The following is a 12,497-nucleotide window of genomic DNA, read 5'->3' on the forward strand; positions in this document are numbered from 1 at the left end:
TTCGCGTATGCTCAATTGTGTTGCTACCGGGAAGACAGGGGAAGCGAACATGTTGGAAGACAAGGAAGAGCGTATCCGTGCCGAAGCCTATCGCCGTTGGGAACAGGAAGGTCGGCCGGAAGGACAGCACGACCGCCATTGGCAGGAAGCCGCTGCAACGGTAAATGGCAGCGGAACTGCCAGGCCAGTCGACAGCGAGGGCACAACGCAGGCGCTGAAAGTGCTCAAACCCCGAGCCGCCAAGCCAAAGGCCGAAAAGCCGGCTGCCAAGCCGAAAGCCGAAAAACCTGCCAAGGCCGCCGTCGTGGCGGCAGCCAAGCCTGCCAAGGCTGCAGTGGAACCTGCGAAGCCTGCAAAGGCCGCCGCTGAAAAGGCGCCGAAGGTTGCTGCTGCAAAGGTGAGCACGCCGGCAGCGATCGCCACCGAGACTCCCAAGCGATCGAGATCCAAGAAAGCCGCCGCCGCAGAATAAGCGGTGGTCGAATCGTGATACGTGCTGCTCGGGCGGCCTGGCCGCGCGATGGATGGCTGCTGTCGCGATCTCTGTTACACGACCGACGCGGAGTCCCGCATTCGCAATACATGCTTCGGTCAATCTGGCTTAGGCTTTAGTTGAGCCGGTCCCGGTCCCCGATACCAGTTGTTTCCAAGAGACCGATCAGCCAGTGCTCCATCGACACGCCGGCAGGGCAGGTGGCAATCTCGCGGATGGCGCGTTCGAGCGTTCGCTCCACCAGGCGCTCGGCGGTTTCCGAATTGGCAGTGATCTCGCGTGCCCGGCGCTGCAACGCGGGTAGCATGGTGGCAATGCCGGGCGCATCCACGGACAGTTCCTTGACGCGCCGCCTGGCAAGCCGGGGCGCATCGGGAAAAAGCGCGCGCTTGATCACCTGCCAATCCGCCGGCTTGCGAACCCGGCCGATCTGACGGAATTTTTCGGGAATGATGACGCTGTCGTAGCCGGTGTAAAAGATGAACGGGATGTTGCGCTCGTTCAGCTTCTCCGCCAGGTCGAAAGCGACGCGGCCACGGATATTGAGGTCGAGAATGGCGGCGCCGATGGGCTCGTTGCCACTCAACGCTTCTATGGCTCCGGCGATCGAATTATAGGGGCCGAGGACGCCGATACCCTCCTTGCGGGGGCCATGAGCAAGGTCTTCGCCGATCAGGAATTCGTCCTCGACGATCATGAGCTTCGCGCCGGTGCGGAAAAGCTGCATGGCGTCCTGCCCATGTTTCGCATCGGAAATCGTCTCGGTCTCAAGGTGTCCCGCCGCGGCAATCCGATCATCCCTGTCGGCTGGCGGCCAAGGCCAATTCACGCCTGCTTCAGTGGCGGAAATGAGCTTCAACATTGCACTCCTCCGCTTGAGTTCACGGGAACTATCTACGCCCAATATGGGGATTTTTTTCCCGTTTTACCAGCGAACAATAGCGGGCTGTCCATTTACGAAAGATGAATATACGCGTTTTGCGAGCCCGATGAAGAGGAACGGTTACCCACCCTTTTGGGTTTCCAAGAAAAGAAACGTCGAAAGGAGCGAACCATGAGAATGAAATTCGCGATCGTTTCCGCCATTCTTCTTTGCTTCGCGGCGCCGGCGGGCGCAGATACCTGCAGCGCCCCTCTGTCGCCAAAGGCGAAGGGCGCCGAACTCAGCAGGAAGCTGGATAAATGCAATGGCGTACTGAAGCCGGGACAGACGGCAGATCAGGACATCGTCAAACCGGCGCCAACGGTCGGGGATCCGATGTCCATCCATCCGAAGGATCTGTCAAAGGACGGCGTTGCCAAATAGGTAGAGGGCAAGGGCAACCGACAAACGTCAGCCGGACTTCATAGGTGAATGTTGAAACTGCGTAAAACCCGAGTTTTCGATGGATTTCGAAACCGGGAAATGGAATGGTGCGATCTACGCGCCATCGGTTGCCGAGATCGCGCTTGGGCCAATGCATTTGCCCTCTTGAGGGCAGGACGGCGTGGAGTTCTGATTGGTGGAGACCCTGCACGCACGCATAGCGAGGCCAGGTACCGCTGTCGCCCTGACGACCATCATTATCGCCGCGGCGCTCGCGCTGGCAGGCCTCCTCGTCTGGCAGAATTATCGCCTTGCCCTGACAACCGGTGAGACCAAGGCGCAGTCGGCCGCCGATGTCGTTGCTGCACATATGGAGTGGATGGTTGAAGCGAGCGATCAGGCACTGCGACGCATCGATGCAGCGATCGGCGACGGTCCGATCGGTACGACCCGGGACGCGGTCGAGGATATTTCCGGAGCCGTCGGCGACTTGCCGGAAGGTTTCCAATATTCCGTCTACGACGCGGCGGGTGTGCTGAGGTTGTCCAGCGTATCGAAAGCCGGCAGTATCCGGATCGATGACCGCGATTATTTCAACCAGCTGAAGGCGGGAATCCCGGTGGTCATTTCTTCGCGGTTGATGGAGCCGCTGACCGACCGTCCGGTATTCGTCATTGCCCGCAACATCGTTCGCAAGGGCCAGTTCCGCGGCGTCGCATCCATTGCCATTCCAGTCCAGAAGATAGACGACTTCTGGAACGCGATCGGGCTTGGTGCGCATTCGATCGTAACGGTGCTGCGTGCGGATGGCTGGGTCGTCGCCCGGCATCCGGATGTCCCAAAGCCGCTGAACATCTCTAATTCCAATGTTTTCAAAATGCTGCCGAAATCGCCGCAAGGCACCTATTTCAGCCCGGTCTCGCCGGTTGACGGCGCGACGCGCATCGTCGGTTATCACAAGATCGAGCACTGGCCGCTGATTGCGATTGCGGGCATCGACATCGACGAAGTGCTCGCCATGTTTTGGCATTCACTCGAATTGCAGCTGGCTTTCGCTCTGCCCGTCCTTGCATTGCTGGTGGGCTTCGCAATCTGGATCGCGTGGCTGCTCCGGGCCTTTGCCGTCCGCAATCTGGAACTCGAAAAGGCGGTCGAGCGCAATCATGTTCTTTTCCGTGAGATTCATCACCGGGTGAAAAACAATCTCCAGGCGGTGTCCTCGCTGATCCGGCTGCAGCCTCTGCCGGACGAGGTGCGCAGCGACATGGCGCGGCGGATTTCCGCCATGGTGGCGGTGCACGAGCATATCTACCAATCGGACCAGTTCGAGCGCGTCTCTCTGGCGCCCTATGTCGAGCGGCTGGTCGGGGAGATCGCCCGCAGCTATCCGCAGGAGATCGAGATCGATTCCAGTCTTGTCGCCCTGACTGTGGACCGCGACCTGATGCTGCCGATCGGAATGATCATCAACGAGGTCGTGTCGAATGCGTTCAAATATGCGTTCCATGACCAGGCCGTCGGGCGTCTCAGCGTCAGCCTTCTGGAGGGCGGCGGAGAGGCAACGCTGAAAATCGCCGACAATGGCCCCGGCCTGTCCGGCGACGGCAAGAAGGGTATGGGCAGCCGGCTGATCGCCGGCTTTGTCGGCCAGATCGGCGGCCGCTACCAGATCGAAAGCAGCGGTGATGGCGTGACGTTCATTCTGGTCTTTCCTCTCCGGCAGGGAGAGGAGAGGGGACATGAAGCGGCGCTGGACACGGCACAATAGAGGAGGATAAATCTATGACGATGGAAGAACTGGAAGGCCGGCTCAGCGCCCAGCGTGAAATCCTGATCGCTTTCCTGGCGGCCTATCTCGGCGGTGATCACGACAATCTGACCGCGAGATTGCGCGACGAATCGGTGTTCATGGACGGCGAGGAGGATCCGGGTGCCGTGCCGTCAGAGGCCTTTGCCTTCGAGGCGGCGCGCTCGGACGAGATACGGTCGATCCTCAAGGCAGCGCAGGCGCGCGTCGCGGCCGAAGCGCGGTAGAATGTGGCTTAGGTTTCGTGCAGCGTCGCGCTGACGGTACGAACGAGATCCGCGAGCTCCCGGTCACTCAGCAATGTTGCTGCCTCAGCGGCGGATACCCAGCGTCGTTTGCGGCAGTTGGCTTCCTTCCAGCGCGACTTGACCTTCTTGACTTCGAGCGGGAAGACATGCGTCGTGACGGGAATATCCATTTCCGCCAATTGCTTGATGTAAGAAAAACTGCCGATCGGTTGCTCGCCGATCCTGCCACGCACGCCGGCTTCCTCGCGGGCCTCGATTGCCGCGGCGACACAGTCAGCCTTGCCCTTCATCGGCCAGCCCTTGGGGACGATGAGGCGGCGCGTGCGGCGCGAGGTGATGACCAGATAGTCGATGTCGCCATCGTCGCGACGACGGTAGGGAAGTGCTGCGACCTGCTGCAACGTCCCCTTCTTCCTGGCTTGCTCGATCAGTTTATTCTTCTTCATTGTTCTCCTGCTCGTGCACGGATGCGATATGCTATTTTGCATTGTAGTATATCAAGCTTTTCTTAAACTTTCTTTTTGCGACTTTGAACAGATTTTTGCGTTATGGGCGGCGTGCGACGTGACAGCGCTCTTGTCGGAACCATGGCCGTGGCCGTGGGTTATCTCCGACAGCAACGGAGAGAACCATGCTTCACGCACAGATCATACCCGTCGAGCAAGAACCAACGCCGCTACCGATTGTTCCGCCGGATCCGCCCGTCAAGGAGCCGGAACCGGATCGGCTGCCGGACGAAGAGCCACTTCCCAATCCGGACGAAACCCGCAAGCCGCCCGTCATCAACCTCTATCACTAAGCCGATGCAAGCAGCGCCCGAAAGGACGTCTAGGGATCGGCAGATCATTGGAGAAAGACAATGGTGTTCAAGCCGCAGGCATTCAATGGCCGGAACGTCAACCCGGTTGATCTCGAAGCCAATCCGATCATGGCCATGGAAACGCGCGTTGCCGATGCATTGGCCCGCGCCGCCGATATCGACGCCGCTGAGGTCGTCGTCATAGCGGTCGGCACGACGATCGTGCTGAAGGGCACCGTCACCTATCCAGAAGAGATCGAGATTGCCGAGGATATCGCCTCGCGCGTGACGGGCGTCGCCTCGGTCGATAACCGCCTGTCCGCCGTGATCAGCAACGACAACGCCCGCACCCTCTGACGCGCTTCCGGCGGCTCAAGGCACCCTTTGCCAGCTGTCTTCTACACCGTCAGGCGTATCGCGCAGCCGGCCCGTTTCCGCTTGGAACCTGGATGCGCTGATCGGCGGCGTCCTCGGCCGTCACATCGACGCGGACGATCATTTCCCTGAAATCCTCCGGGCGGCCGCTGTAGCTGCCGGAGAGCGGCATGGCCTGGGCCGGGTCCCGCGCCACCGCGACGCGGATAAGGTCGCGGTTGCCGACAATGCCGTTGGTCGGGTCGAATTCCACCCATCCGGCGCCCGGCAGGTAGATCTGGCACCAGGCATGCGTCGAACCGCCGCCGCGTGTGGCAGTACTGCGTTGGGGCACATAGACATAGCCGGAGACGAAACGGGCGGCGAGACCCAGCGAACGAGCCGCCTCCATCATCAGCAGCGCGAAATCGCGGCATGTGCCCTTGCGCAATTGCAGCGTCATCAGCGGCGGCTGCGTACCCTGTTCGATGCGGCGTCCGTAGACGAAGCTCTCGTGGATCGCATAGCACATGGTCATCAGCAGCCGGCCGGTATCGGTCGATCCGCCCGGCTTCAGGAATTGCCGCGCCCAGCGCCCGATCTCGTCGGCCGCATCGGGATAGTGGCAGCGGATGGTCGGCTTGAGGTCGCTCATCTCCTCGCTGTCATAGGCGAAAGGATAGGTCATCGCCTTTTCGTCGATGCGGAAGGCGATCGGTTCGGCGATATGGTCAAGTCGGATATGCGTATCGAAACGCAGGAGCTTCGAAGCGCCGGAAATGTCGATGATGGCCACGCAATTGCCGAAGACGTCATGGATCCAGCGGACGTTTGCCGGTTCGGGATCGGCGGTCAGCGTGGCTTCCAGCAGCCGCTGGTCATAGCTGTCGCGCGGCCGGAACATCAGCCGATGCTCACCGAAAGCCACGGGCTTTGAATAGTGGTATTCGGTGATATGGCGCACCGAAAAGATCGGCATTGGCGTTCCTGCCCGCGGAGTTTCGAATTCGATTAACCTATCGGCGTCCGGACCGGAAGCGAAAAATCATCAGGCACGCTTGCCGCGTCCGACAGGAACAAAGCTGCCGGGGGTTTCGTTTCTGCGACAGCCATAAGGAGGTAGCCATGCAGGTTATAGCGACGCAGATAAGGGAAGAAGGCGGCGAGAGCCCCACCTTCCGGGTGGAGTTTACCGGCGATCATGGCGAGGTCATTTCGGTTTTCATGCGCCGGGACGAGGAACTCAGCCGCGACAATGCGATTGCCCGCGCCCGCGAATTGCTCAGCCAGGTCGCCGGCAGCGAAATTCACAGCAGTTCCGTGCTTTGATTGATTGGCCGGAGAGCGTGACAGCCGCTCCATGTCKGCCCGTCAGAAAAGCGAGGGGCGTTTGTCGCGATTGAGACCGCGGACCTCATCGTCCGTTTCAGTTGCCTGCTCAGCAATCAGCATGCGGATATGCCGAAGCTCGGACGCAGACAGTTTTCCTTCTGCCTGCGTGCGTGAAGCCGCCTCGAATTCGGCGGCAAACTCGTCGAGCCGCGCTCTGAGCGCGCGTATATCTTTCCCGTGAATGTAAGCCAAGACCAACACCAATGATAAGGTTATCGTAGCAATCGCCGCATTGATCAGCAGGTTTGCCATGACTGGAATTTGAGCGATGGGCAAAAGCACCATGCAGGCAAAGAGAAAAGCCATTGTCGTGACGAGCGTCAATGGCTTTTCCGACTTATCTGCAACTTTTTTTGCCGTTGCCCGCAAGTAATGGCGCATCTTATCCATGCCTTGGATCGGATGTCACTTCGATGCCGCATAATGCCAGAGTATTGTCAACGGTCAAGCGGTGCGCAATACTTCCTCCTCCTCGTCGCGCTGACGCCCGCCATAGGCGCCGGCCGCTGCGGCGATGAAAGCACCGATGAACAGCGACAGTGCGCCGAGCAAGGCAGTGGCGGCTGCCGTCTTCCTGGCTTTGTCGGCGGCCTCTTTCGCCGCGAGCCTGGCGTCGTCGACCTGCTTCAGCACGGCATCAACTCGTGCCTTGGCATCGGCCTGGCTGAGACCCGTCCGGGCCGCCACAAGCTTGTCGACATAAGCGCGGTCGGCATCCGGCATCTTGCCCTGAATTGCGGCATTCGCAAGAATACGCGACAGCTGCGCGGCAGCCGTGCCGTTGTCGGCGGCTGTCGCAGTGCCCGGATCGTTCGGCCGGAGCAGTGCGTCGGTGAAGTAACCGGTGGTGAAGTTGCTATCGGATTTGCTGGCGGCCGTCGCTGCCGTTGTCGCCGTGGCTCCGGCAAGCGTCGCCGTGGCCTGCGCGCCGGTCCCGAGGACGGATGAGAGCGTCGAACCCAGCAAAGCAGCCACGAACAGCGTCGAGAGCGCCCAGGCGAGAAAGCCGTGTGCGGTGTCCCGGAAGCCGACTTCATGGGTATGGATGCCGGTCCATTTGGTCCGGAGCCGGCCGGTCAGATAACCGCCGACGCCGGCCGACAGCCATTGCACGACGACAAGCCAGACGGCTGCAGACACACCGAGCGTCGCCGCCGACGCACTTCCGCCCCAAGGCGACACCATGGTGAAGCCGAAGCCGGTGCCGACCAGCAGAAGCAACAGCGAGAGCGCCGCCGCGATGACGGCGCCCGCCAAGATCGGACCCCAGCTGACCGCAGATGCGGAGGATTCAAGCGGGGCATCCACGATCACAGATTCAGGAATGGCCATCTGACCTCCTTAGCGCCAGAGCAGCAGGATCAGGATGATGACCGGAATCGGAATGCCGAGAAGCCAAAGCAGAATGCCACGACCCATAGTAACCTCCTCTAGGATCAAGATAATTCAGAGATGATTTGCCGTGCCGAGCGTGATCCGCTCGTCATGGCAGTGTTCTCCAAACGAAAATTTGCCGGGAAGGTTCCAGCCAGCCGAACAGGATTCCGCTCGGGCAGCATCGCCCCGTTTGGATCGTCAGACGCTGCCGCTCCGCCGACCGGAACGGGAAAGCCGCGACTTGATCGGACGCAAACGCAATTCGCTCGGCATCGCCGAAGGGCTGGGTTGGCGGTGAGTGGGTGCGCGTCAGGAGAGCGCGGGAAACTTGCGGCTGAGGAAAGGAGAAGCCTTGGCGCCGAACCGCAATTGCTCGTTCACCGCCTTGGTGATGCCGATGCGGATGCCGATCTCGATGGGCACGTCGGAGACCCGCGGCAGAAGCTCGAAAGGCGGCTTGAACAGCGAGAGCCCGTCGTGGGCGCCGGTAATGCCGAGCGCTTCGGTCAAACGCCCCGGCCCGGAGCAGAGCTGCCTGTCCGGCAAGCCGCCGCGCCGCGTGCGCATGGTCTCGATATTGATGTCGGGCTGAAGCGCCCGGATCAGGACTGCATGACCCGGCAGGCAGACGAAATTGACGCACCAATGGATGCCATAGATGCGATAGACATAGACATGCCCGGGAGGGCCGAACATGGCGCCATTACGCAGCGTGAGGCCGCGATAGCTGTGCGACGCCGGATCCTGGTCGTGATAGGCTTCGGTTTCGACGATCGAGCCGCCGGCGCCCTCGAAGAGCATGGTGATGCCGATCAGTTCGGCCGCCACCGCGCTTGACCGGCGAGCGAAGAATTCCGGTCCAATCATCGAGATATTCGCAGAATCTGGTTTCAGTCACCCGGAGATTAGTGTTGGTGCTGCCCGTCTGCAAGACGATCAGCGCCGCGCCCGTTTGCCGGACGCATCTGCGGCGGTTCGGCATCATTGCCGTCGAGATCGAGCGTATGCATGCTGCCCTTGAGATCCTGGTAGCGAACGACCGGGGTCAGCCCGGTGCGCCGGTCCCGCTCGACGGCCGCACGCGTCGCCGCGATTGCAAGCAGCCATGAGGGAAACGTGCCAATCAAATTGCCCGCCGAATGGCATGACCAGCCGGCGCTGTCGAGCGTGATATCATATACTTTTTCGTGCATGTAGGTCTCCTCCTTCACTCAAACATACAGCACTTGCTAAAGTTCCTCCGTGTTAAAATTATTTAAATGAATTTACTTTGATGATATCGTTAATTCGAGGTTGTAAGCGGGTTGCGCGATTCGAAAGCTGCTACTTACAGCCGGAGAAGGCCAGCCAGATACTATCAGAATGACGTATCGCTTTTGACATTTCGCCGGGGGCCTCCTACATGTCAGTGACCTTTTTTCCCGTTTATGGTGTGCCAAAATGAAGGTGCTGTCCGTTACCTCCGAGGTGTATCCATTCATCAAAACCGGGGGGCTTGCGGACGTTACGGGTTCTCTGCCGAAGGCGTTGAAGCGTTTCGGCGTCGATTCCATAACGCTGGTGCCTGGTTATCCTGTCTTCTTCCCCATGGCTGCGGCCAGCGCGCCGCTCTACGAATTCGATGACATCCTCGGTGAACGTGCAGCGATCCGGCTGCTGCAAGGCCATGACCTGACGCTGTTCATCCTCGACATCCCGGCCCTCTATAACCGGCCCGGCACGCCCTATCTCGATGACAATGGCAACGACCACCGTGACAATTGGAAACGCTTTGCCGCTCTGTCGCTGGCTGCGGCACTGATTGCAGCAGGAGAGCTGCCAGGCTGGACGCCGGATCTGGTGCACACGCATGACTGGCAGTCGGCGTTGACCTCGGTCTATATGCGCGACATGGGATGCGATAGCCCGGTGGTGCTGACCATCCACAATATTGCCTTTCAGGGTCAGTTCGCCGCCAATCTGCTGCCCTATCTGCGGCTGCCGCCGAGTGCCTATGACGTGGGCTGCCTCGAATATTACCGTGACATCTCATTCCTCAAGGGGGGGCTGATGACATCGGACGTGATCACCACCGTCAGCCCGACCTATGCGCGCGAGATTCTGACGCCGCGCTTCGGCATGGGCATGGAAGGCGTGCTGCGGGTGCGTCGCGACAGCCTCAAGGGCATTCTCAACGGCATCGACGACCAGGTCTGGAATCCGGACACCGATGAATACCTGGCGCAGACCTACACTGTCGACACTCTCGATCTCAAGCGCCACAATCGCCGCAAGCTGGTCAAGCGCATGGGTCTCGACGATGATGGCGGGGCGATCTTCTCGGTGATCAGCCGGCTGACTTGGCAGAAGGGCATGGACATGCTCGCATCGGCCACCGATTTCATCGCCTTTGCCGGCGCCAAGCTGATCATCTGCGGCAAGGGCGATCCCGGCATCGAGCGCATGCTGCTCGACGCAGCGGCAAAACATCCCGGCCGGATCGCGGTCAGCATCGGCTATAGCGAAGAGCTGGCACATCTGATCCATGGCGGTTCGGACGCGATCATCCAGCCATCTCGCTTCGAGCCTTGCGGACTGACACAGCTCTATGGGTTGCGCTATGGCAGCATCCCGGTCGTGTCGCGCACCGGCGGGCTGGCGGAGACCGTCATCGACGCCAACGACGCGGCGATGAACGCCCAGGTCGCCACCGGCTTCCAGTTCCATCCGGTGACCACGGAAGGGCTGTGCAACGCGCTTCGACGCGCGATGGACGCCTATGCCAATCCCAAGCAGTGGCATCAGTTGCAGGTGCAGGCGATGAAGGCGCGGTTCTCCTGGGAACGCAGCGCCGGACAATATGCGGCGCTGTTCCGCAGCCTGCTGAAGCAAGCGGCAACGTCGTATGACGTGGAGATGCAGCAGGCGGGGTGAGAGGTTCGTTGCAGTCGCGCTGTCGGATGGTTGTTTCGCATCGGCAAAATTCAAGAATTCTTGCACTTATCAGAGATGTGTAGGATTAAATCGTGCGATGTGTTATGAGTGTCGGGTAACGAAGGACCTCTACCGATGCGCTCCACGCAATCCCTCAGCATCACACTGCCTCTGGAAATGGCCCAGATGGTCAAAGACAAGGTCGCCTCCGGCGAATATGCCACGGAAAGCGAGGTCATCCGTGACGGCCTGCGCACGCTGGCCGCCCGGGACGCCGCCGTGGAGAAATGGCTGCGGGAAGAGGTCGCGCCTGCCTATGATGCCCACAAGGCCGAGCCCTCGCGTGCCTTGCCCCTGGACGAGGCTATGGCACGGGTGCGGCAACGCATCGCCGCCAAGGGCGGAAGCCGGGCTTAATGAAGCGATGTCGCATCCGTCTATCACCAGAAGCGGAAAATGACCTGGTCCAAATCCATACTTCTATCGAAGACGGTCGGGTTCGACGGTTACCGCAGACCGCTATGTTGACCACGGCGACTACCGCTGGCCGGAGGCGGATGTCTTGATGGACGGTCGGCTTTTGCGGCTCGGTGTGGCTGCCTTCAAACCCTGATTGGTTTCGCCGCCGCGCGAAAATCCTTCCAGGGGTCATCCTTCAGTGATGCAATCCTAGCCGGCGTGTTCATCACGGTGAAATAGGCTGGCCCGATTGCCTCGTTCAGTTCCTCCCATGCCAGCGGCATCGACACGGCCGCACCTTTTCGAGCACGTGTGGAGTAGGGCGCGACCGCTGTGTTGCCGCGGCCATTGCGGAGGTAATCGATCAGGATCTTGCCGTGCCGCTTCGATTTGGTGATCGTCGCGACATATTGATCTGGGTCATCTTCCGCCATGGCGCCGGCGATCTGGTGGCAAAAGTCCTTGACTGCGTCCCAATCTGCTTTCGGCTTCACTGGAGCGACGACGTGCAAGCCTTTGCCGCCGGAGGTTTTGACGAAGGTTGCGAGACCTTCCGCCTCAAGGCGTTTCTTCACCTCATAGGCCGCCTCGATGATCCGGGGCCAGGATACGTCTTCGCCGGGGTCGAGATCCATGATGATCATGTCAGGATGTTCGATATCCTTGATCGACGAACCCCATGGGTGGATTTCCAGCACGCCCGATTGCACCAGCCCGATCAGGCCGTCGAGATCGCTGATCATGATCAGCTTGTCGTCGGGGTTGGTCTCCTGCGGATCCTCGACCAGCTCGATCTTCTTGTTCATGCCGCGCCAGGAATGCTTTTGGAAGAACATCTCCCCGCCCACGCCCTCGGGTGCGCGCAACAGCGCCAGCGGACGGCCGACGATGAAGGGGCAGATCAGCGGCCAGATTTCGGTATAGTAATTGGCAAGACCTTCCTTGGTCACGCCCTCGTCCGGCCAGTAGAGCCTATCGGGATGGGTGAGCTTGACACTGGGCATGGCCTGCCTTTCCACCTTTTCGGTCTTGGCGGCAGGCTGGTCCTCCCGCACGATCTCCTTGGCCGGCTTGTCTTCCCTCAGGCCGCGGAAGGCCGCATGCCGGAGGTTGCCGTCGGCCGTCCAGGCGCGGAACTCGACCTCGGCGACAAGCTGAGGCCGGACGTAGCGGACGCCGCGCGCCTCTTCGGAGGTGAGCTTCTCACCGAACGGGCTTTTGTCAATGCGGATGCGCTCCAACTGCGCGTAGAGGTCCTCGGCGACCCTTGCGGTATAGCCGGTGCCGACGCGGCCGACATGACGCAGCTTGCTGTCGTCGTAGACGCCCAGCACCAATGACCCGATGGC

General features: G+C 60.5%; 17 protein-coding genes. 9 read left to right on the forward strand and 8 right to left on the reverse strand.

What is annotated here, in order from left to right; translation table 11 throughout:
• Positions 1-49: 49 nt before the first annotated feature.
• Positions 50-472 (forward strand): DUF2934 domain-containing protein, encoded by a 423-nt coding sequence (locus AC1DYF_RS21565; protein ID WP_477878813.1) that lies wholly within the window; start codon positions 50-52, stop codon positions 470-472.
• A 136-nt stretch (positions 473-608) separates the two neighbouring features.
• On the opposite strand, the gene AC1DYF_RS21570 is transcribed toward AC1DYF_RS21565, so the two are convergent.
• Positions 609-1,355, reverse strand: coding sequence for a response regulator (locus tag AC1DYF_RS21570; protein WP_477878814.1), 747 nt, complete (start codon positions 1,353-1,355; stop codon positions 609-611).
• A gap of 198 nt (positions 1,356-1,553) precedes the next feature.
• On the opposite strand from AC1DYF_RS21570, the gene AC1DYF_RS21575 reads away from it, so the two are divergent.
• The 3 genes from AC1DYF_RS21575 (at position 1,554) to AC1DYF_RS21585 (ending at position 3,833) form a co-directional block, all read left to right on the forward strand.
• Positions 1,554-1,799 (forward strand): hypothetical protein, encoded by a 246-nt coding sequence (locus AC1DYF_RS21575; RefSeq protein WP_477878815.1) that lies wholly within the window; start codon positions 1,554-1,556, stop codon positions 1,797-1,799.
• Between the two features lie 196 nt (positions 1,800-1,995).
• A complete protein-coding gene (locus AC1DYF_RS21580; RefSeq protein ID WP_477878831.1) occupies positions 1,996-3,567 on the forward strand; it encodes a sensor histidine kinase in 1,572 nt (523 codons plus the stop codon).
• A 14-nt stretch (positions 3,568-3,581) separates the two neighbouring features.
• Positions 3,582-3,833: a hypothetical protein gene (locus AC1DYF_RS21585; RefSeq protein ID WP_477878816.1), complete on the forward strand. Its 252-nt coding sequence runs from the start codon at positions 3,582-3,584 to the stop codon at positions 3,831-3,833.
• 8 nt (positions 3,834-3,841) lie between these two features.
• Here the strand turns inward: AC1DYF_RS21585 and AC1DYF_RS21590 are convergent, their stop codons facing one another.
• Positions 3,842-4,300 carry an NUDIX hydrolase gene (locus tag AC1DYF_RS21590; RefSeq protein WP_477878817.1) on the reverse strand — a complete coding sequence of 153 codons (459 nt, stop codon included), beginning with the start codon at positions 4,298-4,300 and terminating at the stop codon, positions 3,842-3,844.
• A gap of 185 nt (positions 4,301-4,485) precedes the next feature.
• Between AC1DYF_RS21590 and AC1DYF_RS21595 the strand changes: the two genes are divergently transcribed.
• Both AC1DYF_RS21595 and AC1DYF_RS21600 read left to right on the forward strand, forming a co-directional pair.
• A complete protein-coding gene (locus AC1DYF_RS21595; protein WP_477878818.1) occupies positions 4,486-4,653 on the forward strand; it encodes a hypothetical protein in 168 nt (55 codons plus the stop codon).
• Positions 4,654-4,713: 60 nt separating this feature from the next.
• Positions 4,714-5,010 (forward strand): BON domain-containing protein, encoded by a 297-nt coding sequence (locus tag AC1DYF_RS21600; protein ID WP_477878819.1) that lies wholly within the window; start codon positions 4,714-4,716, stop codon positions 5,008-5,010.
• Between the two features lie 49 nt (positions 5,011-5,059).
• Here the strand turns inward: AC1DYF_RS21600 and AC1DYF_RS21605 are convergent, their stop codons facing one another.
• Positions 5,060-5,986, reverse strand: coding sequence for a transglutaminase family protein (locus AC1DYF_RS21605; RefSeq protein WP_477878820.1), 927 nt, complete (start codon positions 5,984-5,986; stop codon positions 5,060-5,062).
• Positions 5,987-6,132: 146 nt separating this feature from the next.
• Here AC1DYF_RS21605 and AC1DYF_RS21610 point away from each other — a divergent pair, with 146 nt between their 5' ends.
• A complete protein-coding gene (locus AC1DYF_RS21610) occupies positions 6,133-6,336 on the forward strand; it encodes a hypothetical protein (protein WP_477878821.1) in 204 nt (67 codons plus the stop codon).
• Between the two features lie 42 nt (positions 6,337-6,378).
• Here AC1DYF_RS21610 and AC1DYF_RS21615 read toward each other — a convergent pair whose 3' ends face one another.
• The 4 genes from AC1DYF_RS21615 to AC1DYF_RS21630 form a co-directional block, all read right to left on the reverse strand.
• Complete coding sequence (locus AC1DYF_RS21615) at positions 6,379-6,789, reverse strand: low affinity iron permease family protein (RefSeq protein ID WP_477878822.1); 411 nt, start codon at positions 6,787-6,789, stop codon at positions 6,379-6,381.
• 54 nt (positions 6,790-6,843) lie between these two features.
• A complete protein-coding gene (locus AC1DYF_RS21620) occupies positions 6,844-7,731 on the reverse strand; it encodes a hypothetical protein (RefSeq protein ID WP_477878823.1) in 888 nt (295 codons plus the stop codon).
• 354 nt (positions 7,732-8,085) lie between these two features.
• Positions 8,086-8,643 carry a DNA-3-methyladenine glycosylase gene (locus AC1DYF_RS21625; RefSeq protein WP_477878824.1) on the reverse strand — a complete coding sequence of 186 codons (558 nt, stop codon included), beginning with the start codon at positions 8,641-8,643 and terminating at the stop codon, positions 8,086-8,088.
• A gap of 38 nt (positions 8,644-8,681) precedes the next feature.
• Complete coding sequence (locus tag AC1DYF_RS21630) at positions 8,682-8,969, reverse strand: hypothetical protein (protein ID WP_477878825.1); 288 nt, start codon at positions 8,967-8,969, stop codon at positions 8,682-8,684.
• A 247-nt stretch (positions 8,970-9,216) separates the two neighbouring features.
• Between AC1DYF_RS21630 and glgA the strand changes: the two genes are divergently transcribed.
• Entirely contained in the window at positions 9,217-10,689 is a 1,473-nt protein-coding gene (glgA, locus tag AC1DYF_RS21635; protein ID WP_477878826.1) for a glycogen synthase GlgA, read from the forward strand.
• A 135-nt stretch (positions 10,690-10,824) separates the two neighbouring features.
• Positions 10,825-11,106, forward strand: coding sequence for a type II toxin-antitoxin system ParD family antitoxin (locus AC1DYF_RS21640; RefSeq protein WP_477878827.1), 282 nt, complete (start codon positions 10,825-10,827; stop codon positions 11,104-11,106).
• Positions 11,107-11,291: 185 nt separating this feature from the next.
• Here AC1DYF_RS21640 and ligD read toward each other — a convergent pair.
• The coding region (gene ligD / locus AC1DYF_RS21645) for a DNA ligase D (RefSeq protein WP_477878828.1) at positions 11,292-12,497 on the reverse strand (1,206 nt) is incomplete at its 5' end.

The organism is Rhizobium sp. P2_G9 (assembly GCF_056403475.1).